Origin of the sequence: Pedobacter sp. Leaf194 (genome assembly GCF_001423945.1) — a bacterium.
Taxonomy (GTDB): domain Bacteria; phylum Bacteroidota; class Bacteroidia; order Sphingobacteriales; family Sphingobacteriaceae; genus Pedobacter.
Map to the genome: position 1 here is coordinate 99,312 of NZ_LMPU01000009.1, position 24,760 is coordinate 124,071.

Here is a 24,760-nt window from a genome sequence, read left to right on the forward strand (position 1 = left end):
CATCAGCCGGCGGTTCAATCACTTCTTATTCTATTTTTATCCCTCCGATATCGCTCGATTTGTATGCGCCTTCCACAACGGCCATTGTTTGAATCACGTCTTCAACACTGGTGTGCAAAACAGTTGCCGATCCTTCATTATACCGCATTAGGTTCGCCATGGTACCAATAAATGCCTCTGGAAACCAAGAGCCTTCTAATTTAACCGTTTGCCATTCCGGAGCTTTTCCTTCATCCAGAATACAATATTCGAAAACGTCGGCCACGCCATGTGGATAATCCATCAACAAGCCAATTTTAGCCACAATTGCACCGGTTGTTCCTTCCCATTTTATGTAGCTTTCCTGGTGCTTTGCACCAAAATCATGATCATGGTTTGTGTTAATCACCGCATGTAAGGTATCCCCATAATCCAGTAAAATGGTAGTACGAGATGAAGATAATTTTTTGGCGGGATGTTTTAGCGTTTTTGCCAAAACACTTTGAGGATTTCCTAAAAAAGACCGGATTAAATCGACGTAATGAATACTATGGTATTGAATTTCCAATCGAGGGTGAACAATTACGTGCGGAAAAATTTCCCAGGGCGTTTTTATCGTTACCCGTACTTCCATATCGTACAATTCACCAATTAAACCCTTATCAATCAAATATTTCGCAGCACTTACGAATGGAGCGAAACGCAATTGAAAGTTTACCGCCGCCTTCAAGTTTTTCTTTCTGCACAGCTCCAGAATTTCATTTGCCTGTGCAAAGTCATCACCCATGGGCTTTTGAATTAAAACCGCGCTTCCATTAGGCAATTGTTGCAGTGTGCTTATATATTGCTCTGGCATGATGGTTAGATCGTAAACTGCATTCTCGGGCGCACGCTTAACTGCTTCTGCGACAGAGTTATAAACGTTTTTAATACCGAAAGCATCTGCAAGTTTTTGCGCCCGCTCTTTGGTTCTGTTTACAATGCCATGAACCTCAAAACCTGCAATTTTATAGGCAGGCAAATGTGCATCAGCAACAATTCCACCTGCGCCAATGATGATGATGGGTTGTTTGGTGAGCGGCAACTCAGGTTTATATTTTATGTCGATACTCATTTGTCAATACTGTTTATTTCGTTCTGCGCCAACTGGATAAGCTCTTTAGAAGACTTATCCGTATTTATCGCCTGCAAAACCATTTGGTCAATTATGGCGGCAATTTCATTCCACTTTTCTTTTTGGGGAAGCGTGTAGGCAACTTCGTGCAATTCCTCTAATTTATGGTAAAATGGGATTATTCTATTTATTTCAGGGTCTTTCCATGTAGATAATCTGCAGCCGATGCCCCCTTCCAGCGTGAGTTGCTTATCTTGTTCTTCTGCCAGGGCAAAGCGGAGAAAATCGTAAGCCAGCGTTTTATTTTTACTTCCTTTTGCGATGGTGTAAAGCCAGTAGACATTTAAGGAAGCAGAACTTTTGCCGGTATCAGCAGGCAGTAATGCTACATCAATTTTACCTTTTACTTTAGATGCCTCATCTACTTCGCACATTGCCGCAAAGCCAAACCAGTTTATCATCATTGCTGCCTCGCCCTGGGAAAAGGCGATACCAGCCGCAACAGATTCAAATTGAGAAGATTTGGGATGAACTGCAGTTTTATCGTTAACGATTTTGCGGTAGAAATCCAGGCCGTTTACCGCAGCCTGGCTATCAATTTTAATGAATCCATTATCATCTACCAAAGTACCGCCCCGGCTCCACAATTGCAAACAAAAATCAAAAACAGTGTTGTGCCCATCAGGATAGCAGGCGAAAATACTACCATATAAATTATCTTCTGGGCGATGAAAAAACTGCGCAACCTGATGAAAATCTTCCCAGGTTTTTGGCACTTCTAACGCTTTGCCAAATTGAGTTAAAAAGTTAGCTTGCTCGGTTTCGTCCTCAAATAAATCTTTCCGGTAAATAAAGCATTCAGGACCATCGTGAAAAGGCAAGCCGACAACCTCCCATCCGAAACGTTGCAGTCCCAGTAGCGATTTACTCCATCCCGAAGGAAAATCTGCCGGTCTGTTTCTGTTAATGTAAGGATTTAATACCTCGAAATCCTGATTAGAATAACCTTCTAAAACCCAGTCGGTACTGATGTGGGCAATGTCAAAGTCGCCGTTCGCTAAGCCTTTTTCGGCTATGGTTCGGTTGTAAAGCTCATGCAAATCCATCACAACCAGTTCCAGCTTCAAACTGCAGCCCGAAAATGCGCAATATTTGTCCCATGTTTTCCGCATTGCGGATTCGAAAGGGGCAAATTTGCGAACGGCGATTGTGAAAGTTTCTGTTTGGTTAGGCATTTGCAATTGTATTCTGTGTAATAAACTCTTTAATGATCTTTTCGTTATCCTGCCCCAGTTTTGGCGAACCTTTTGGCGAAATTAATAACTCACCATCAATTCGAATCGGGCATCTTGTTGTCTCATATTTATAGCCATCAATCATTTCAACCTCCTGTATCATTTGCAAAATCTTAAATCCGTCATGCTCCATAAGCGCATTCCAGTTTAGTACATCAGCACACCAAATGTCTGCCGGTTCCAAAATTGAAAGCCATTTTTCCGTTGATGAGTGCAGCAGGTGTTCGGCCAGAATCGCTTTAATTTCGTTCCGTTTATCAAAGGCCTCGCTAATTTCAACGTAATCTTCCAGTTTCTCGCAACCTAAAAGCGCACCTAGTTGAGGAATAGAACCCATCGCCAGCGCTAAATATCCGTTTTCTGTTTGATAAATACCGTAAGGTGCGCCCAAATATGCGTTTGCATTGTTTTTTTCTGAACGTTCGGGCAAACAACCGCCGTCGTTCAAAAAGGTGGTAATGGTTTCAAACTGGAAATCGTAGGCCGATTCCATCATGCTAACTTGTACAAAACCGCCCTCATTTTTAATCGCTTTGCGGTACAAACAGGCCAAAACTCCCTGTGCAAGGTGGGCGCCGGCAAGCATATCAACAATAGATAAACCCATTGCAACCGGGCCGCTATCGGCATTTCCAGTTAAGGATGTGAGACCGGTTGCTGCCTGTAAAAGTAAATCCTGCCCAGGCTTATTTTTCCATTCTGTTTCGGTTCCATAGCCCGATATTTCGCCATAAATAATGGTTGGGTTCAAAGCGCTTACCGAAGGGTAATCGAAGCCTAAACGCTCCATTACGCCCGGTCGGAAATTGTGTATCATCACATCGGCTTTTTTAAGCAGCTCCCGAACCATTTCACAGCCTTCATTATTCTTTAAATCAACTTCAAAACTCTCCTTGTTTCTGTTTATGGCATGAAAAACCGATGATTCACCGTTCATAATCAAATTTGAAGTGTAAAGTGTACGGCAAATATCTCCAACCCCTAAACGTTCAATTTTTATTACACGTGCACCCATATCGGCCAGGCGCAAACTTGCCGAAGGCCCCGAAAGAAACTGACTGAAATCGACAACTAAATAATCTTCAAGCGGTCTCATATATTTTTTATTTTGATACAAATCGTCGTTTAAATCTGAAGCGGCAGTCATCACAACCATCGAAAAGAAGATTTTCAAGTGGTTCAGAAATTGTTCTGTTTCGCTTCGCTTCAGTCGAACTAACGATTATTTCTAATTTAATTCAAATTCATTACTAATATCTGCTGTATTAAAGCCAAGTTTTGGAGCCGCTTTTGGTGCAAAAAGTTTTTCGTTATCCAAACGAATTGGACTAACGGTAGTCTTTATTTGCAGATTATTATCTAAAGCCAGTTTTTGCTCTATAGCTAATGCTTTGTAGGTACTTAAAGCAGTTGCCGTTTGGTAATTTAACACTTCAGTACACCAAATGCCCTCATCCTCCAGCAAACTAACCCAACTTTTAGTATTATCTTTCTTAAAAGTTTCTGCCAAACGTACTATCAGTTTGTCTCTATTTTCAAAGGCAGAACCGGCCTCAACATAAAGATCAGAAATATCGCAATTTATAATGGAGCAAATATTCGGCAGATTTCCCATCGCCAACGCGATATGCCCGTCGCTCGTTTCGTACATGCCATAGGGTGCACTTAAATATGCATGCGCACTGCCCTTTGCACCACTTCTGTCGGGGAGTTTTCCGCCATCATTTAAATATGTCGTAATGACCTCAAATTGAACATCCAAAACCGATTCCAGCAAGCTAACTTCCACCAGAACGCTTTTTTTGGTCTTTGCTTTTTTAATTAGCGCAGCCAAAATGCCCTGTACCAAATGGTTGCCGCACATAATATCAGACACAGAAAGGCCAAATGGCACTGGTCCGTCGACATCTACACCTGATAAGAATGTTAATCCTGAAACAGCCTGAACTAATAAATCCTGGCCAGGCTTGTTCTTCCAAGGCCCTTCATTTCCATAACCAGTAACTACACCGTAAACGATTTTTGGATTGATATTCTTAACGTTTTCATAATCCAAGCCGATTTTTTCCATCACACCCGGCCGAAAATTATGCGTCATAACATCAGCTTTGCTGATTAACTTCTTTAGCCTGTCTAAATCGTCAGGGTTTTTCAAATCCGCAGCGTAACTTTCCTTGTTGCGGTTAATGGTATGAAAAAGCAAACTATCTTCGTCAATAAAAAGATTCTTGATGGATAACTGGCGACAAGCATCGCCAATTTTTGGGCGCTCAATTTTAATTACCCGAGCACCTAAATCTGCCAGTTTTAAACCAGCTGATGGTCCGGCCAGAAACTGGCAGAACTCTAAAACTAAAAGCCCCTCTAGCGGTTTGTTCATGATAAAACTAGCGTTTTGGATTTTTGATATAACTCGTTCATGCTTGACAATACTTTGCTTTCGTTGCAGCCATCCATTAAATAATTACGAACAACATCGCCGGCGTGATCCTGAAAATACATTGAACCATGATAACGCGGACGAAGGAATGCCCGTTGTAATGCAGGTAAAGTATTTAAAAAATAGTTTTGGCTTTGTCTGTTCACCTCCTCATTTTTCCATGCGGTTAAATGCGCCGGCTGACCGCCATTTTCGAAAAACAATGTTGATTGACAAGCAGGAGCACAAACAAATTCAACATACTTAGCCGCAACGTCAAGTTCCTCACATTTGGAAGAAATGGCTAAGCCGGTTCCGCCGAGTGTGCTTCTTAAATTGGTTTGTCCATCTATGGAAATCATATCGTGAAAATGCAATGCTTTACGTGCATAGCCATTTCTGGAGTAATTGGAATACCCATAAGCGAAAGGACAATATGCAATCTCATCGGTTAAAGTCATGGCTTCGTAAACCTGAATTGGGTTTCGGTTGAAATTGGCTCTATCAATTTTCGAAGCCAGTTCGCGGTACATTTGCAGTGCCCTGATGCCTGTTTCCTTCGATACAACTTCATCATCGCTTTGACAGGGATCTTCGCCGAGTGAACAACAAATGGTATAAAAATTCATTAAAACATCGATTGGAATTCCTGCAAAAGCAACCAGGCCTTGGTTTGCAATGTCCAATAAATCTTCAAATGATTTAGGCAGCGCCAGGCCTTTTTCCTGCAGCAAATCCGGTCTGGAAGATGCTACAGGTGTTGCCGCATCTATCGGCAGTGCCCATAAGTGTTCATCGTAGAAATAGCTTTCGTACGAATGACCAACTGAATGGCGCTCCTGGTCTGCCAGATAATCACTGGGTAAATAAAAATCCAGAGGCACAATAGATTTCGTTTTCGCCGCGAATCCCGCCCAGGGATGATCTATAACAAGCAGGTCGAACTGCTCTGCCAATTCCTGAATAGAAAAATCGGCAAATTGCTGCAAACTTCTCTTCTCCCAGGTGATGTTAACATTTGGGTACAACTCAGAAAATCGCTGTGCCGTTGCCACCATGGGCAAAAGCCCGCGACTGTGGTTCCATGTTATACCCCGTAAATTGATTATATTCTCCACTTAATTTCTTGATTTTAATTTTTTGTTTCGTTCTTTCAAATGAAATTATTCAGTGACTAAAATTTCATCTGTTTTACTTTTTTACTTAGATCTTGCATCTTGCCGACAAAAGGCTTTAGATAAAAGCTATAATTATAATTTTTTGATGGAATCTGGTACTGCGGTAATGGTGCTGCAACATCACTCCAACTGTCGTTTCCACCAACGCCCATTTGTATTAAATCCACGTTCACAATTAAATAGCTTGCATCATTTAACTTGTTTGTGTGTTTCGCCGCCTGAACATTTTCATCGGTGTAAGGACTGGCGCTCATGCTTAGCAAACTATCTGCTATGAACACTAAACCTTCGTTTTTTACCGGGTTTGAGAAATACATCCAACGTATATCTGTACGATTTCCGTTTTCCTGAGGAACAGCATAATGTTCCATAAAACTTGCAATCGATTCGTTGTAAATTGCTGCGTCGGCACCGTAATTTTTATCGATATAATTTTCCATCGGGCCTTTGCCATACCACGAAATGTTGTCGTACTTACGTAGGATACCCATTTGCATACCTACTTTTGGGATGTTCGGCAAACCGGGTTTAACCGTCAGAGCATAATCAACTTTAATGGTTCCGTTTGAAGAAATTTTATAAGTCACTTTTACCCTTGCACTATCGTTGATTAAGCTGTACTCGCTTACCAGTTTAAAACCAGTGCCATCACTTCCGCTAAATTTGCCTGCAGAAGCTGATAAAAATTTTAAGTCGTTTTGATACCACTGCTTTAGTTTTTTGTTCGATTTCCATCCACGCTTATCATTATCCGTTAGCGGGCGGGTAAAGTGTGGCAATAAAGGCGCAAGTAACTGCTCCTCACCCTTCCATTTATATGATGCTAATGCACCATTCTTTTTGCTGATTTCTATCCGGAAATTTTGACCTGAAAACACATCAAACTCAGCATTGCTCGAATAGTTTGGTGCTGTGATTTTCTCGCTGCTTTTAGACTGGGCTAAGCCGGTTAAGGCAAATTGATTAGACGCAACTTCAAAACCTTTTTTCGCCCAAAGCTCATCGTTACGTAAAGTGAAATGGATATCAGCTAAGTACTCTGAACCTGCCTCCATTTTAGGCAAATAACCGGCTATATTTAATAACGTATCTTTTCCTGCTGCCAGATTAATTGCAGGTAAAACCTTCTGACTTAACAAGGCGCCATCTTTGCGAACAAACAGCGTGGCGGTATATGCATTTAAATTTTTAACCGCATGGCGATTCGAAATCTTTAAGATTTTTTTTGAATTATCAGCCAACTCCGTTTGTGCGCCCTGATAAACACGTTTGCATTCAAACATCGCTCCCTTGGGTTTACCATCAGAATTTACAACACCTTTTATTGTAAAATTATCAAAATACTTTTCGCCGAAATCGCCTCCATATGCATAGAACTGCCTCCCTAAACTGTCAGTTTGTAATATGCCCTGATCTTTAAATTCCCAGATTGCGCCACCAATAATGCGAGGGGTGGAACGGAAAACGTCCCAAAAATCTTTCATATTGCCTACCGAATTACCCATTGCATGTGCATATTCCACAAAGAAAATCGGCCGGTTATCGCCGTTTTTTTGTTCTGCAAGCATTTTAGGCGTATAAATGCCTGGATACATCCTGCTTACAATATCTACGTAAGGTTGGTCTTGCGGATTTTGCAGGCGATGTGAGTGATCGTTAGGCTTTAGATAATTTGGATTTGAGGAGTCTATGTATCCATCTAAACGTGGATTACCCATTGCAGGCTCATAATGAACCGGTCTGGTTAGGTCGAAGTCATGAATCCAGGCAGACATTGCGGCGTGGTTTGGTCCGCTACCAGATTCATTTCCTAAACTCCAGATAATAATGCTCGGATGATTTTTATCCCTCATCACCATTCTGGTGCTTCGTTCCAGATAAGCTGAAGTCCAGGTTGGGTCGTTACTTAATTTGCCACCCAAACCATGCGTTTCAAGGTTCGCTTCATCAATAACAAAAATTCCGTATTCGTCGCACAAATCGTACAAATATGGATCCATTGGGTAATGGCTGGTGCGAATACAATTGAAATTGAACCGCTTAATTGTTTGAACGTCTTCTAAAATATCTTCACGACTTAAAGCCTTGCCTTTAGTTGGATGATGGTCAGGACGATTGATTCCGTACAAATAGGTTTCTTTTCCGTTAATTAATAACTTGCCATTCGCTTTAGAAAATTCAATACTCCTGAAGCCAACCTTACAACGCTTAATTTCGAGTATTTTACCTAAACTATCTTCCAGGCAAATGGTTAGCGTGTAAAGATTCGGTATTTCGTCGCTCCATTTCGCCGGATTTTTAATCTTGCTTTCGAGCAAACCAAACTTTACGTTATCCAAACGAGGCCAGATTTCATTAACAATGCTTTCAGCACTTCTTTCCATCGGCTTATCTAAAACTGCAAGGCCATTTTTATCGAAAAGTGAAGCCCTAACGATGTAACCTTTAGCTTCTTTGCCAGTCAGGTTTTCAATTCTCGGGCGAATGCTTAAGGTTGCATCTTTATAATCTTTGTCTAATTTAGTTTGAACAAAGAAATCGGCAATTCTTAACTTAGGTTCGGCCAAAAGCATTACTTCCCGGTGGATGCCACTTAATCGCCAGTGATCCTGGTCTTCCAGAAAACTTCCATCTGTCCAGCGCATAACCTGAACGGATAAAATATTTTCTCCGGATTGTAAATATGGGGTGATGTTGAACTCAGAAGAAAGAAAACTATCTTCGGCATAACCTAAAAACTGACCGTTAAGCCAAACTTTGTAACCAGAACTTACCCCACCAAAGTGTAAGGTAATGTTCATGTTTTTCCAGTTATCGGGTATGGCAAAAGTTCGCTGATAACTTCCAACGCCATTATAATCCATAGGAGGATTGGGCGGATTTACGGGACGAAAGGGATAAACGGCACTTTTGTAAATCGGTTTATCGTAACCTTTCATCTCCCAATTGGAAGGTACCTCAATTTTTTTCCAGCCGCTTACGCGAGATTTATAAAAGTCTTTCGGCGCATCGCCTGGTTTAAGTGCAAAAGAAAAGTCCCAATCGCCGTTTAGCGAAATCATTCGCGTAGATTTATCACGATCGCCATTTTTTGCATCTTCAATATTAGCAAAGGAATACGCAGTAGCACGCGAGGCATCGCGGTTTATACCGCTTACAAGTTGGTCTTCCCAAGGTTCTTTACTGTAAATCTGCGGTGCCTTTTGCACCGCTGTTGGTGTTTTATCAACCAGCTGAGCCGAGGTTTCCAAGGATAGAAAAATCAACACAGCGAACCCTAACCAACCGGTAAGAATATTGAAGTGAATACCACAGGCTTTAACGATTGATGGTAAGTGCTTTTCAAATTTTACGAAAATTTTTCTGCAGACATTACCTAGTCCCATAGGAGAATCCTTTAAAATCAAACGATAATTATTTTGCATTGCTCCCTCCATCATTTGCCCGTATAAATTGTAATTGATGAGGAGGAAAGCCCAGCAGAAGTTGCTGTCAGTTCAATTGTTCCCGTCTTTTCAGTTGATTGAATAATCGCCAGACACAAACCGTGAAATGCTTTACGATAATTGGCTTTAAATGGCTCAAGACTCGCCTGAAAGCCATTATCGACGCCAGCAATGAAGCCATTTCCAGCAACCTTGAAGTTAACGAGGTTATCGGCATTTGGAACAACATTTCCGTGCAAATCTAAAATCCGGACAGTTATAAAAGATAAATCCTTGCCATCTGCTTTGATGTTTTTTCTATCGGCGATGAGTTCAATTTTGGCCGGAGCGCCTGCGGTTTTAACTTCTCGGACGAGGACTTCTTTCCCATTTTTTCTGGAAACGGCTTTAAGCGTACCTGGCTCATATTTTACATTCCAAAGCACGTGCAGATCATCATTTTCTTTCGATTTTTTACCTAGTGATTTTCCATTAAGGTAAAGTTCAACTTCATCAGCATTATTGTAATATGCCCAAACCTCTACCGATTTTCCAGCTTCCCAATTCCAATGTGGTAATAGATGAAGAACAGGTTTTGTGCTCCATTCACTTTGGTACATATAATAAGAATCCTTCGGAAAACCCGCTAAATCTACAATACCGAAATATGAGCTTCGGGCCGGCCAGGGATAAGGCAAAGGCTCTCCCAGATAGTCGAAACCGGTCCAAACAAATAAACCTGACACGTGGTCATATTTTTTCGCGGCTTTCCAGGTTTCTTCATGTGTGGAACCCCAATATGCCGAAACGTTATCGTAAGAAGATGCAGACCATTCTTTGTTTCCTTCGGTAAATTTTGTTTTGCCATCTTTTGGCCACCGACGAATGGAATCCGCCATATCGTAAAAGCCTCTCGTTGCTAAGGCAGAAGTAGTTTCAGTTGCTAGAAATTTAACGCCGGGATAATTTTTAGGAAAGTCTTTATAAAGTTTGTGGTTATAATTTAAACCATAAATATCCAAAGCATCTGCCTGAAAAATGTAGTTTTTCTTCGCATCGGTTTCAGTTAGTGCGGAAATAACCGGCCGCGTTTTATCCAGTTTTTTCACGATAGCCACCAACTCTTTCGTAATGGCTATACCAGTGCTATCAAATTGTTCGCGAATTTCGTTACCTATGCTCCAAAGAATGATTGAGGGATGATTGCGGTCGCGTTTTACCATGTCTTCCAAATCTTTGCTGTGCCATTCTTTAAAGTTTAAATGGTAATCGTTTTTGGTTTTTTTCTTCAACCACATATCAAAGGCTTCATCCATTACAAGCAGGCCCATTTTATCACATAAATCTAAAAGCTCTGGCGCTGGTGGGTTGTGAGCCGTCCGGACTGCATTTACACCCATTCGTTTCATAATTTCGAGTTGCCTTTCTATCGCCCTCGTGTTTACGGCTGCACCCAGCGCACCCAAATCGTGGTGCAAACAAACACCTAAAATTTTCATTGCTTTGCCATTAAGCGAAAATCCTTTTTCAGCATCAAAATTGAATGACCGAATTCCGAATTTGGTTTCGTAAGCATCGACCAGTTTTCCGTTTTGAAGAATTTGGCTAACCAATTTATATTGATAAGGCTGCTCCACAGACCAGAGAACCGGGTTTTTGATGTCTAACTTTGCTTCTTTAGTAATTCCTGAAGTATCAATTTCAACGGTTTCTGAATTGCTTTTACTTACCAGTTTTCCATCTGCGGCGTAAATCGAATTTATAATTACCGCAGTTTGTTTTTTAAAGCTTTTGTTTTGAAGTTGAATTTGTACTTCAACCTTACCTGTACTACTGGCAGTTACAAAGCTTCCCCAATTTGCAACTGCAAGTTTTGCCGTAGAGGTAAGCCAAACATTCCGGTAAATTCCAGAGCCAGAATACCAGCGGGAATCTGGTTGCGCAGAATTATCGACTTTTACCGCAATGTAATTCTTTCCCGCTTTTAGAAATTTGCTTATCTCGTAAGAAAAAGAAGAATAACCATACGGACGCTTGCCCAGATATTTTCCATTTATCCAAACTTCGCTGTTTTTGTAAACGCCATCAAATTCGATGGTAATTAGTCTGTTCTGAAAATCAGCAGGCGCTGCAAACTCTTTTCTGTACCATCCAATTCCGGTTGGCAAACCGCCACCTTCAGGCTTTGCCGGGTTCTTTTCATCGAACTTGCCTTCAATACTCCAATCGTGCGGTAGCGTTAACTTTCGCCAATTTAAGTCGTTGTATGCCGTAGCTTTTGCGCCAGGCTCATCTCCAGGGTAGAATTTCCAATTTTTATTAAAGCTGATCCTTGTACGGGAGCCGGAAGTTTTTGTTGGTAAAGAGACAATCGCAGGACGTGAAGCAACTTTACCGAGCGTTGTTGAACTTTTGCCTGCATTCAAAATGCCTCGCCCTTCGCAATTACCGGCTATGGAGAAGGTCACCATCAAACAAAATAAAATCTTAAAATTGCTCAGCATTTTCATCCTAATTCCCGCTAATAAATTTCACTGTACTTTTCCCTAAATCTTTCGATGTTGCCAAAGCAATTCCTCGTTGGTCTTGCTTGTTAACGGCACAATAAAAATGATAGACTACGCCTTTGTACTTTAACACAAAAGACTTATGTGCATATAATTCATCATATTTTTCTGATGATTCTATTAAGTTATTACCAGTCCAATCCGTCCAGTTTGTTAGGTCTGTAGATACTGCAAAGCGATTAAAGGCTCCTTTTCTATCCTGCCAAAAAGCGCCGAAGTAAAACATGACATAATAATCTCCCATTTGTTGAATAACTGCGTCGCCAGTAATGCCTACAGGATGGTGCACAACAGGATTTTCGTTGAAACGCTGCCAGTGAACCATATCATCAGAAACGGCCATGCCAATCCGCTCATACCACCGCGTTTTTTTATTGTTCGCCAGCGAATCGCCAACGGCATTGTAATACATCACAAACCGATGCCCGGTTAGCCTCTTTTTATCTTCAATTACAGTGCTTTTAAAAAGCTTATTTCTATTCTCCCACCATCGAACATCAACATCTGCTGAAGTTAAAACTGGTTTGTCTAACCGACTCCAGGCTTGCAGAACAGCAGGATGTTTTGTAGCGTAAGCCATTCCAATGGAAAGCGGTTCTACCTCGTAACCTTTTTCTTTGCCCCCAAAATAAGACATCCAATATTTATCATCAAAGCGATTTACGCCATAATTTCCACCCCATTTAATATCCAACAGCGCATTGTAACCTGCTTTTTGGTTATCATCCCACACACCCGAATTGCCGAACGACAACAATTTCCCCTGATTTTGCCATGTCAGTAAATCCTTGCTTTTCGCCAGCCAGGTTTCATAACCTCTCCCGCTGAAAATCAGGTAGGTCATGTACCAGAACTTGCCTTTTTTAAAAATCGTCGGGCAGTCCATTTTATGGTCTTTATCTTGCGGAACCATAACCAAACCGTATTTATAAGGGGTTTTTACCTCCTGATAAATCTGCTCCATTTTTTCTGCAGGTACAGGATTGGCATTTTGCGCACTTACTTTAAAGGCGCAACAGATAAGAAATAAAGCGATTTTAAAGTTCTTCATCTGTACATTTAAATTTGTAATAACCAGAACCTACCGTGATTTTTGCCTTACCATTTTCGAATTTCAACCCACCCATCTTTGGATTTGCCTCATCAATTATCGTCTGTTTGTTTTTCCCGGGAAAATAAATATCTGCCATGGTGTTAACAGGAATTATGACTTCAATTGTAAATTCTTTTTCGGTTTTGTGCCATGCGGTAGAAATTTTGCCATACGGCGAATCGAAACTCACATTTGCTGAGGTTAAATTACCAACTACTTCGGGCTCAATTTTAATGTGTTTAAAGGCTATCGAATTTTCTGCCTGACGGATGCCACCGATAGCGCTATACAACCATTCCATCAAATGCCCGAGCATAAAATGGTTATTTGAAACTGTTGACAAAGCCGCCCACGATTCCGTTAAAGCAGTGGCACCTTTAGCAATCTGCATCCCGTATCCAGGCACATCCGAACGATTGTTCATATCAAAAATGACATCTGATTTTCCTGCATCTTCCAAAACCCGAAGAACATAGCGATAACCAATATCGCCAGCCGTTAAACTATTTTTTCTATCTCTGATGTCCTTTACCAGATTATCGATGACTTCATTTTTATCTTTCTCCGCTACCAGACCCATATAAACAGCCATGGCATTTGCCGCCTGCGAACCTGTTGCATATTGTTTGGTGCTTACATTGAAGAATTGTCTGTTGAAAGATTTTCTAACTTCAGCAGCTAACTTTGAATAATTTAACGCATCTGCTTTTTTAGCCAAAAGCGTAGCCATTTTTTCCAATATTTTTAAATCGTAGTAATAAATTGCCGTTCCAGTTACACCCATTGGCGTTAATTGCGAAACACCCGGTGGTTTAGGCCCTAAATCGTACCAATCGCCCAAACCCTGACTTAAAATGTGGTTGTTAGCTTTCGTGGCCAGATAAGTTACGTAGCGCTGCATCATTGGATAATAGTCTACTATGACTTGCTTATCGCCATACCATTGATACAAGTACCAAGGCAATAAAATCCCACTACTTCCCCATTCGGGCGAATCGCGAAACATATCTCCGCCCCACTCAAATTTCACATACTCTGGTGCAATTTCCGGGATTAAACCATTTGGCAATTGCGAATTTTTCATGTCTTGCAATGCCTTTTTAAACAATGGCGCAGCATCGTAATTATAGCCAACCGAGTTGCCCATTAAATGCAACTGCTCTAACCAGCCCAGTTTTTCGCGATGCGGACAATCGGTAAAAACGCTGACCATATTGCTTTTTACAGACCAGTTTATCAGGTTAAAAGTTTGATTGAATAACTGGTTAGACGACTCGAATTTGCCCACCTGAGCAGCAGCATTTCGAACGTGCAAAGCGTTTAAACCTTCAACAACCGCCTTATTTTTTAAATTTTCTTTTCCTGCCGGAACAGCACCTTTAACTTGCAGATAACGAAAGCCGGTATAGAAAAAACTCGATCGCCAGGTTTCTAAACCATCTCCTTTTAAAACGTAAGTAAAATAAGATGGCCCGCCAATGTTCTTTTGAGTTACGGAACCATCTGCATTCAATAACTCAGCCGGTGTAATCCGCACCGTGTCACCCCTTTTACCACGAACCCTCAGCTCAATAATTGCAGAGGCATTTTGGCCCATATCGTAAACCCACTCATTACTGCTCGTAGCCGTAATATTTCGTGGAGAAAATTTATCGAAAACCTTTAAAGGCTCTTCCTTTTGTGCACTAAGTTTTGGTCCACCAACAAGCAAAGCAACCTTCCATCGACTATCATCAAAAGTGCTCGTATTCCAACCTTTTTGTTCTAAGTTAGCGTTGTAATCTTCGCCACCATAAATACTCGAAAATGTAACTGGTGATGGGGCAGTTTTCCAGGTTTGATTGCTTACAACATTTTCCGATGTTCCGTCTGCATACTCGATTAAAATTCGACAAATCATTTTCGGATAACCGTAAGCCACTTTCAACTTTCTGTACCTTTCTTTAACCGGCGGAATGTAATAGAAACCATTCCCAAGCATCACTCCAACAGTATTTTTGTTTCTTTTTAGCTGCGAAGTTATATTGTAAGCAACGTAAAGGGCTTCTTTGTCGTATTTTGTCCAGCCTGGAGCCAGAAAATCATTGCCAACCTTTTCGCCGTTTAAACTCATTTCAAAATGACCCAAACCAGATATAAATGCGGTAGCATTTTTGATCTGTTTATGAACAGAAAAAACTTTACGAAAAACCGGTAAGGTATTGCTTCCTAGAATTTTATCTTTTTTACCATCAACAGGCAAAACATTAACGTTTGAATCTGCGAGCTTCTCGTAAGCAATCCATTCTGCGCCTTTCCAATCTGCCGGGTTGAGCAAACCCATTTGCCAGAAACCAGTTTTACTCCAGGCCGATTCATGACCAGAATTGTCCCATACCCGAACTTTCCAATAGTAAGTTTTCGTTGATATAAGTCTGATTCCTTTATATTTTATTTGGATAGATTGGTCGGAATTTACTTTTTTCGAATCCCAGGCATCACCAATGTTTTTTTTTAGATTTTCTGCACTACTTGAAACTAAAACGCGGTAGGCAACTTGCATCACATTGTGGTTTGATGACTGCATTTTCCAACCTAAAACAGGCGAAATAAAATCTATGCCAATTGGATTGGAACGATAGCCGCAACTTAAACGAGCAACCTCAATATCCTGCGCAAAAAGCGAAGAACTGAATAAGAACAGCCAGAAAAAGGTTAAAACTTTGCTCATTAAATAATCTACATCTGTAAGATGTTTTATTTAGATTTATAATTGGTTATCAACGATAAAAGCATTAGAAGGATTTGTGTTTATCCTTTCCATTAAGCTTAAAATTAAACTCAGCATCAGCTTTCGCCGTTAATTCAAATATAAATATTTTTTTTAAATATGAAAACATTTAATACATTAGATTCACATACGGCTTTATGAATTGTAAATCGGAAAGCATTTTGTATGTTTGAGATTGTAAAAAATACGCCGCGACCAAATTTTAAACCTGTATGAACGAAAAGGAATCGAAATATCAAGCGCCTGCCCTGGATAAAGGGCTTGATATATTGGAATATTTATCAGCACAATCAATTCCTTTGTCTCAAACGGAAATCGCCCTTGGCATTGAGAAAACGCCAAACGAAATTTATCGCATGTTAATGAGTTTGGAGAGTCGTGGTTACATTTTGCGTGATGAGGTATCTGGGAAATACCGGCTTTCGTTAAAGCTTTTTTACCTGTCGCACAGGCACTCGCCAATGGATGAGTTGCGTAAAGCCGCCCAGTTCCCGTTGGAAGAGTTGGCTAATACCATCAGGCAATCTTGCCATTTGAGCATTTTGTATATGAATCAGGTTATGGTAATTATACATGCGAAAAGTCCGGGGCCAATTGCGTTATCTATCGAAGAAGGGAACCTATTTCCGTTGCCGCTAACGGCGTCAGGAAAGGTTTTACTGGCTTACATGCCTGAAGCCGAGCGTAATGTGACGTTGAAGAACAATAACATTTTTAAAAAATACCAAAAAACCCAGCAGGAAGATTTTCTGGCTTCTCTGGAAGAAATAGAAAAATCGGGCGCATACGTTAAGAATAGTGATTCCGTTTCCGGCGTTACCGACATCTCTGTTCCAATAGGGATTGGTGGCAATAATGGAATTATCGCTTGTTTAACCATTTCGATGTTGAATGCTTTAAATGCTGATAAAGCCATTGAAAATGATGTTATTTTAGCCGAAGCTAATAAATGCGTGAAAAAGATTGAGCAGAGGATTGGGGTGTAAAAGTTTTTAATGTCGTCTTTGCGAGGCATGAAGCCAGTCTTAAAACTTTAGGTTTGACGAAATAGCGATCGCTTTCGGATTGCTTCGTACCTCGCAATGACGTGAGGCAGTCATTTATTCCAAATATGCCACGCTATAATCTCTTCCTTTCTCAATCGTAACTTCGTAAACACCTTTCGAAATTTCTTTAACATCTGTCCCTCTTACCACAGGTTTCGTTTTGCTTGCAATTCTCAATTTTCCCGTTCCGGATGGGGAATAAACTTTAATTTCTTTTTTGCTGCAATAAATGGAAATCTCGCCATTTGGAGTAGGAACTTTACCTTCCATCCAGGCTAAACCACCCAAATTTGGTGTAATGGTATAGGTTTCATAACCCGGCGAACTCGGTTCAACACCCAAATAATATTTTCCGAGCAGATAAATTGGACTGGCGCCCCAGGCATGGCAAAGGCTTTTTCCAAACGGCCGGCCATACATGGCTAAATGTTCGGTTCCTTTCTTATCCGGGTTGTATTCTTCCCAAAAAGAGGTAGCGCCAAGCTTCAACATCCCGCCCCAATAGTTTTTCATTTCGCTAAGCACATAAGCTTGTTCGCCCATAACGCATAAGGCCTCCAACTCGTAAAAACGCATGTAAGGTGTGGTAATTTTGGCTATTTGATTGTTCAACAGCACATTCTTCTTTACCGCCAATTTTTGCTCAGGCGTAAAATAATCGAAAAAAATCCCAAACATATTCGCATAACGGGTAACATTTTCAGTTTGCTTATCATCTATTCTACTGTGCACCAATGCACTTTTACGCTGATTCCAATAGCTTTCGAAAATCTTATTTTTCGATTCTTTAGCACGCTCATTATATTTAACGGCACCTTGAGCATCATTTGCGAGGCTGGCACAAAGAGCCATCGTTTCTAAACTTCTGGCGTAAAGCAACTGCTCAAAACTTACTTCTCCATCTTTGCTCAGTTTATCAGCCCAATCGATAAAAATCCAATCGCCGGGCATCCACTCCAATAAGCCATTTTTATTCCTTCGTCCGTCGATGTAGGTCATAAGCGATTGCATTCTTGGATAGATATCCTGCACAAATTTTTTATCGCCGGTAAACTTGTAGTAATCATAAATACCTAAAAACCAATAAAATGAATAATCCATAATGGTATTGATGTGTGCTGTAACCGGGTCTTTTCCACGTTGTGCGAGCAACGTTCGTTTTACTGTTGCCGCATCAAAAAACGAATAGTAATTCATTAAATAACTTTGATAAGCATCGCCGCTCCAAACCCAACGGTCGCGTTTAATGCCATCAATAAAAAATTCCCGCGTGTTTAAGTGGAAGGTGTATTTGGAAACATCGTATATTCTGTTGAGCTCGGCATCTGATGACTTAAAACTTCCGCGTTCTGTAACTGGCGCATATTCGTAAAGCATTGAAATAGAATCTGCAGAAATGCCATTTCCAGGTTGGAAGTTTACATAACGAAATGCCTTCGATAGCGGCATAACCGAGTCCTTTTTTTCAGCTAAATCTACATCAAGGTAGTCCAAAGTTTCACATTTATCTGTTGATAAAGCCTCTTCTTTCGATTCTCCATAGTACAAGCTTAGCCTTCCATTGCCTTTTAAACCGTGAACTTTCACGAAACCGAAAGTTTCTTTGCCAAAATCTGCAACGTAACCATTGCCGGCTTTTTCCTTGCTTATTGCAGATTGCGCAACAACAGGAAGTTTAAACTGCGAAGGCAATTTAGTTGGGTCGCTTAGATTCCACGAACCGGCAGAAACGAAGGTTGTTCCGGATTTATCAGAAGTTTTACCGCTGGCATCTATCCATTCCTTGTCTTCAAAAGTCGTTAACCACGTTTCGTCTGAAACGATGCTTTTTCCCTGAACAAATATCGCCGGAACGTGTGCGTGATTGTAAACTTTGAGGCTCAGCTTATGTTTTCCGGCAGGAACCTGTACGCTTTTTGGAAACCCTGAAATTGCCTGCCCGTCGATTTTTACGTTGTAAGTTCCTTCTACAAAGAGCTTTACCTCTTCGGCTTGCGTCAGGTTAAACTCTTTATGAAAATCGACAAGAACATAGTGGCTATCCATTTTCCAGAAAACCGGAAAGAAAGAACCCCGCTCCGTTCTCCGGTTTTGCATAACATTGCTCATATAAATATCGAAATCACCGGGATACCAAATCCATGATGCTTTCTGAGCAAAACATGGGAGCATTATGCAGCCTAAAAGGAAGGGTAAAAGAGCTTTTTTAAGATTTTTCATATCGATTTATTTAACCTTGAGCAGAAATGGAAGCAGCAAAAAACAGGATTAAATTCTGCAGCCACCTTTTCATTTCTAGGTGGTGTATTTTTGTTAATGTCCGTTAAAGAAAATATATAATGCAAGCATAACTACAGCAAGCACTATCCAGGAAATCCACACGTTCTTGTCTGGTTTTTCAATATTGGATTGATGTTCTTCGTTAATCGTGTAAATGCTTGGACTTTTATCTAACAAAGAAATGAGCATTGCGATGATGAGCAAACCTGCGAAAATGAAGAACGAAAGCATTAAATAGTGTGGCCAGAACAGGTACTTATCTGACGGCAAAATCCACAAATAGGTTACACCGGTACCTAAACTTATGATTGAACCAATTGAAAGCGTAAAATTGACTGCTTTCCTTGTAGTTCTTTTCCAAAAAACAGTGAGTAAGAATACGACAGAAAGTGGTGGTGCAATGAAGCCTAAAACAGATTGAAAGACATCAAATAAATTTAGGCCTTTAATGTTATCGATTGCCAGTACCACAACTACTGCAAAAATACAGCCGGCAACAACCGCCCATCTCCCAACCTTGATTATTTCTTTACTACCTGCCTGCGGATTGATTTTCTTCACGTAAATATCCATCGTAAAAACGGTGCTCAGGGAATTTAAAGATGAACCTATTGTTCCGACTAGAACAGCAATTAAAACGACGATGACTAAACCGTTCATTCCCGGCGGAAACAAATTTGTAACCATCGTCATATAGGCTTCATTGGGGTCTTTTAGACCCGGAAACAAAACGTAACATAAAATTCCGGTACCAATAAACAGCGGTAATGAAAGAATTTTCAACCAGCCTATAAAACTGACGCCCAACTGCCCCTGCTTTAAATTTTTAGCCCCCAAAACGGATTGAACCATGGATTGATCGGTGCAGAAAAAGGCAACAGCCGCAACAGGATAACCTAATAAAATGGCATACCATGGGTATTTCGGGTCGCTTGCAGGTTGAATCAAGTTCCAAAAGCGGTGCGGTGTTTTTGCATAAAGGGCAGAGATGCCACCAACTTTATTTAAACCCAATAGCATTAATGAGAGGGAAACCGCAATGAGCAAAATCATCTGGAAAACGTTGACCTTCGCGATGGCCTTTAAGCCCCCGAAAAATGTAAACAAGCCTGCAAATGCGACCAGAACGGTTACGGATTGCCACATCGGTATTCCTAAAATCTGGCGAACCAAAAACCCTCCGGCAAACAGTCCCAATGATAACCAGGAGATTAAAATTTTTACCAAAGCATACCACGCCAAAATATTTTGAGTTGAATCGCCGTAGCGGTTGCCCATAAATTCGGGCATGGTACTCACCTTCGCGGCCAGGTATTTTGGTGCGAACACAATCGCCAGCAAGAACAGGAAAATAAATGCGTACCAATCGAAATTTACGGCAACAATGCCCGTGGTGTAACCAATACTCGCAAACGCAAGCAACATAGAAGGCCCAACATTGGTGCCCCACATATTAAAACCTATACTCGACCAGTTTAGTGATTTATTCGCGAGAAACAAGGTTTCACCGTCTGTGTTGCGCTTTGAGAAACTGGCCCGGTAGCCAATTACCATCAAAATTACGAGGTAAGCTACAACGATGAAGTAATCTAAATTTGTTAAACGTTCTACAATGTTTCCCATTGATTTATTTGGTTAGTATTTCGTGGTGTGGCAGGATTTCCTTTTGACGATAAAAGATTGCGATTGCCCGCTTAAAATTTATTTTACTCTTTTTATGGTTCCCATTGCTCGCACATAGCGCCAACTTTCGTGTTGCCGTGCGTTAAGGGGTTATCACAAAAACTATAATCCGATAGATTCCCGCGTAATGTTATTGGCTTTCAAAATATCATCAATCTTTACAGGCAAACCAATTTCCATCGATTTATCCATAGCCTGCAATAGTGCAACTGTACCAATGCCTTCCTTTAAATCCGGGTAAGCGGTAAATTTGTTGTTAATGCTGTCTGCGAAATAATCCAGATAGTTCTGATATTCTCCGGCATGATGACTTTGTCCTTCAAAACGGAAATAATGCTTTAAAGTAGAATCTCCCCAGGTAATAATTTTTTCCTCGCCCGTTTTCGTAGTAACTGAATACCTCAGTTCGTGGTAATCGGCCTGGCTGGCACCCTCTGTGCCGCGAAGAATGCAACTCATACCACTGTCTCTGCTTGCGGGTTGTGTAGGACCCGTATAAGCGCCGCTCACCCTGGCTATACGGCCATCTTTTGCTTTGAAAATAAAGTGCATGGTATCTACATTTTTTATCCCTGCCTTTAAACCATTGCTGCTTAACATGCCGTAGCCCATTACTTCTTCAATATCGGGCATATACCAGCGGATGAAATCCACAGGATGGCTCAAACCACCATAAAGCCACTTAAATGATTCTTTTAACGACCAGCCTTTCTCCAAAAACCAACGGTGGTCTGCATGGTAATGGCTTTCAATCGTAATTAGATCGCCAATTAAGCCTTTATCAAAATCCTTTTTCTGCCGCATAGCAGGCTCAAAAAATCTTGAACTCTGGCCTACAAAAATTTTCTTTCTGGATTTTTTTGCCAATTCCAGTAACTCGTTCGCATGTGCTAAATCATCGATAAAAGGTTTAGTGCAAACAACATGCTTTCCATGCTGAAGAGCCAACTTAATATGTTCGAAATGCAAATGATCTGGCGTGTAAATCGCTATCATATCGATTTTGTCGCTGGTTAACATATCCTCGTAGTTTGTCGTCCAGTTTTCGAAATCGAACTCCAGGGCACGTGCTTCGCAAAGCTTTTTATTGGCGTCGCAAATTTGGATGAGCTTAAACTTTTTGCTTCCTAAGGATGCAGAAATTGTACTTCTGCCCTCTCCTAAACCTAAAATCCCTAATCTTAACATGGTAATATTTTTTCTAAGCGTTATTATATTTTGTAGTAATTGTTACTGTCCTTACAACTGCATAATGAAATCTTGCCGCATTGCACTTCTTAATTTTCTTTTGGCCTCTCTATAGCTATCTAGTAAGTTCATTCAACAGGTTTAAAAAACACCCAAACCTCACCGGGTTTCGTGCCTTCAATTCCCTGCTGATATTTTTTCATTATCGAATTCCATTCGTCTACTTTAGGATTATTCAAAGTCGTTTTGTTGTTTAAATCATCTAGTTTTTTCCCTTTTGGGATGCTAATGACTAGCATGAGCTGCCTATCTTTTTTAAAAATTGTCAAACGCTGAAATTCTGCTTTACAAAATCCTTTAGAAACCTCTGGCCATTTTTCGAACTGCGTTTTATGGTAACTCAAATATTCACTCTGCATCTTTTCATCATCTACCAAATTGGCAGATAAAATGATATTATCCCACTCGGGAACCGGCTTGTCGCCACAGTTTTTTTCTCGGTTGAAATCATAAAACAAATTATCATATAGCTTAATTTGAACAGCGTTTAGCCGCTTCAAAGTCTGTTGTAAACTTTCTACTTTTAAGCTAGAAGTGTAAATAACCAAACGATTATTCCACTTGTAAATAGAACTGAAGTGCAAGTTATTTTCTTTTGCAAAGCCCTCTAAAGCCCTATTTGATGGTAAATCATCATTTTTAAAAATTAATTCAAACACCACCGGCTTGTCTTCAGCCTGGTTAATGCTTCGATTTGAATAGGTCGATTTTTCCCTCAAAAGATATTGAAAAGCTGGCTCCAAACCTGCATTCTGTTTTACAGTCTGGGCCACTGCCGAACCGTTTTGCATCCACAAATTATCTGGTCCGTTGGCGTTTTGAAGGTATTTCTCTGTCGGCGTCCAATTGTTTTTTATCGTAAAATACGAAGACCCTTCATCGGTATACAGGTAAAACCAATGGTCGGGAAGATGTGCAAACGGCGCTTTATAAATGCTATCAATCACATTTTCGGTGATGTACGAATCAGGTTGGGCAGATAACGTGTAAATTCCTGCAACATCGTACATATGTTTTCCGTAATGATGAATTTTATTGGCGGAAATGGTATTATCCTTCATTGCGTTTTGGCTTTTAGTCCAGCCCCAACCCATGCTGATTCCTGAATAGGAAACGTCATTGATTTCGTTATGCACAATTTTTATGCCCCGAACATAGCCAGCGCCAATACCAACTGCGCCCCAATCCTCATTCGTAACGTCGGTAATCAAATTGTTTTCAATACCATCGCCAGTCGATACTTCCCGCTTATCCGAAGGGTTGTAAGGGAGGTGAACTTCGGTCGCCTCATCAGAAAAAGTGCCAATTAAAATTGCGGAGCCACCAATATCTTTAAACAAATTTCCACGGATTAAACTATTGGAAGTGCCTTTTTTATAATCCAAACCTGTTGATGCAAGGTGAACAAAGCGGCAAGACTGGAAAGACGTGTTGCTCGCATAAGTAACCTCAACAGCCGAAGCCGGACGGCCAACCCACGCCTGATTTTCCAGGGTCGGTTTATCTGGTGTGCCTGGTTTTTGAAGCTTGTATGCATCGAGCATAAACATACCTGCCTGATGTGGCACGTGACCTTCTTTCGACGGCCGCAGCCACGTAGCATACGCAAAGGAAATGCCTTTAACGTTAATGAACGATACGGGATTATCAGCTGTTCCTTCAATTTTCAACAACGTTTCAAGGGCAGGAACAACGACATCAGCGTTTAACATATTTTCTGATGCTTTCGGCCAGTAATAAAGCTTATGGCTGTTGAAATCAGCGTACCATTCGCCGGGCTCATCTAAAAACTGAATAGCATTGGATAAATAAAAGGCAGAATTACCTGTTTTCTCAGAAATCCAGGGCGCTGGCCAGGGGTGTTCAGATTGAATTCTGCTTTCGGGCTGCATAAAAGAAAGTTCGGCTTTGTTACCAGTCACTTTGACCGATTGAACACGGAGGTTCGCAATTGCCCACCACTGGTGAATGAGCATCTCCATACCTTGAATATCCTTAAAATTGAAACCCTTGCCAACTGGAATTATACAGGTTTGCTTTTCCTTATTCCAGGATAAAATCCTTCCCATTGCATCACCATTATAGTTTTTTGCACGCGAAGCTTTAATTCCGTTCACCCAAAGTTGGCGGAATTGTAAGTCATTTCCACCAAAGTTCGGAATGTTTGCCACCCATATTTTGCCTTTAGCCGCTGCAGGAAGGTTTTTAAGAATTCCATTAAATTTTTTCCAGCCGCCAACTTTTGTACCACCGCTTAAAACGACCTTACCATTAGCAATAATCTCTGTTGGATGCGCTTTCGTTCCCGAGTCTTCAGCACGGAGCACGATGGGCTCGTGGAGTTTATAAATGCCTTCATTTATGACGATGTTAACGCCATCTTTTATCGAAGGATCGTTTAAACGCCTTAACTCCCTTGCTTTTCTGATAGCCAGATGTAATGTTGCCAATGGCTGTTCTTTGGTTCCCGAATTTTTATCAGAGCCATTTGCAGCAACGTAAATATCTACTGCGTTTGCTTTAAGAGCTAAACAACTGAGTAACAGAAGAACGATAAGAATTATAAAACGCCTCAATTCTCCCGACTTTAGTCGTGATGACACCGAAGAAGTCAACAGCTTGTTCACGCTGTTTTCGCTTTGCAAATTATTCGCTATCGCCAT

The 24,760-nt window shown here is 40.9% G+C and carries 14 protein-coding genes; 1 reads left to right on the top strand and 13 read right to left on the bottom strand.

Annotation, left to right across the window (positions count from 1 at the left end; translation table 11 throughout):
• Positions 1-25: 25 nt before the first annotated feature.
• The 9 genes from ASG14_RS10695 to ASG14_RS10735 all read right to left on the bottom strand — a co-directional run bounded on the left by ASG14_RS10695 (position 26) and on the right by ASG14_RS10735 (position 15,780).
• A complete protein-coding gene (locus tag ASG14_RS10695; RefSeq protein WP_082491515.1) occupies positions 26-1,093 on the bottom strand; it encodes a Gfo/Idh/MocA family protein in 1,068 nt (355 codons plus the stop codon).
• Entirely contained in the window at positions 1,090-2,328 is a 1,239-nt protein-coding gene (locus ASG14_RS10700) for an extracellular solute-binding protein (protein WP_056871068.1), read from the bottom strand. Before ASG14_RS10700 ends, ASG14_RS10695 begins: the two co-directional genes overlap by 4 nt.
• Positions 2,321-3,484 carry a CaiB/BaiF CoA-transferase family protein gene (locus ASG14_RS10705; protein WP_056871745.1) on the bottom strand — a complete coding sequence of 388 codons (1,164 nt, stop codon included), beginning with the start codon at positions 3,482-3,484 and terminating at the stop codon, positions 2,321-2,323. Before ASG14_RS10705 ends, ASG14_RS10700 begins: the two co-directional genes overlap by 8 nt.
• Positions 3,485-3,616: 132 nt before the next feature.
• The gene (locus tag ASG14_RS10710) at positions 3,617-4,768 is read right to left on the bottom strand and encodes a CaiB/BaiF CoA-transferase family protein (RefSeq protein ID WP_056871069.1); all 1,152 of its coding nucleotides are present in this window, start codon (positions 4,766-4,768) and stop codon (positions 3,617-3,619) included.
• A complete protein-coding gene (locus ASG14_RS10715) occupies positions 4,765-5,925 on the bottom strand; it encodes an ABC transporter substrate-binding protein (protein ID WP_082491517.1) in 1,161 nt (386 codons plus the stop codon). The genes ASG14_RS10710 and ASG14_RS10715 overlap by 4 nt, the downstream gene beginning before the upstream one ends.
• Positions 5,926-5,981: 56 nt before the next feature.
• Entirely contained in the window at positions 5,982-9,425 is a 3,444-nt protein-coding gene (locus tag ASG14_RS10720) for a glycoside hydrolase family 2 TIM barrel-domain containing protein (protein WP_235528567.1), read from the bottom strand.
• Positions 9,422-11,881 carry a beta-galactosidase GalB gene (gene galB, locus ASG14_RS10725; protein ID WP_082491601.1) on the bottom strand — a complete coding sequence of 820 codons (2,460 nt, stop codon included), beginning with the start codon at positions 11,879-11,881 and terminating at the stop codon, positions 9,422-9,424. The genes ASG14_RS10720 and galB overlap by 4 nt, the downstream gene beginning before the upstream one ends.
• A 40-nt stretch (positions 11,882-11,921) precedes the next feature.
• Positions 11,922-13,028 carry a hypothetical protein gene (locus ASG14_RS10730; protein WP_056871071.1) on the bottom strand — a complete coding sequence of 369 codons (1,107 nt, stop codon included), beginning with the start codon at positions 13,026-13,028 and terminating at the stop codon, positions 11,922-11,924.
• Positions 13,015-15,780 (bottom strand): family 78 glycoside hydrolase catalytic domain, encoded by a 2,766-nt coding sequence (locus ASG14_RS10735; protein ID WP_056871072.1) that lies wholly within the window; start codon positions 15,778-15,780, stop codon positions 13,015-13,017. The genes ASG14_RS10730 and ASG14_RS10735 overlap by 14 nt, the downstream gene beginning before the upstream one ends.
• A 272-nt stretch (positions 15,781-16,052) precedes the next feature.
• Between ASG14_RS10735 and ASG14_RS10740 the strand changes: the two genes are divergently transcribed.
• The gene (locus ASG14_RS10740; protein ID WP_056871073.1) at positions 16,053-16,826 is read left to right on the top strand and encodes an IclR family transcriptional regulator; all 774 of its coding nucleotides are present in this window, start codon (positions 16,053-16,055) and stop codon (positions 16,824-16,826) included.
• A 114-nt stretch (positions 16,827-16,940) separates the two neighbouring features.
• Here ASG14_RS10740 and ASG14_RS10745 read toward each other — a convergent pair whose 3' ends face one another.
• The 4 genes from ASG14_RS10745 to ASG14_RS10760 form a co-directional block, all read right to left on the bottom strand.
• A complete protein-coding gene (locus ASG14_RS10745) occupies positions 16,941-19,106 on the bottom strand; it encodes a family 78 glycoside hydrolase catalytic domain (protein WP_056871074.1) in 2,166 nt (721 codons plus the stop codon).
• A 93-nt stretch (positions 19,107-19,199) separates the two neighbouring features.
• On the bottom strand, positions 19,200-20,789 hold the full coding sequence (locus ASG14_RS10750) for a sodium/solute symporter (protein WP_056871075.1): 1,590 nt from the start codon (positions 20,787-20,789) through the stop codon (positions 19,200-19,202).
• Between the two features lie 162 nt (positions 20,790-20,951).
• Entirely contained in the window at positions 20,952-22,037 is a 1,086-nt protein-coding gene (locus tag ASG14_RS10755) for a Gfo/Idh/MocA family protein (protein ID WP_056871076.1), read from the bottom strand.
• Between the two features lie 128 nt (positions 22,038-22,165).
• A complete protein-coding gene (locus ASG14_RS10760; RefSeq protein WP_082491603.1) occupies positions 22,166-24,760 on the bottom strand; it encodes an L-rhamnose mutarotase in 2,595 nt (864 codons plus the stop codon).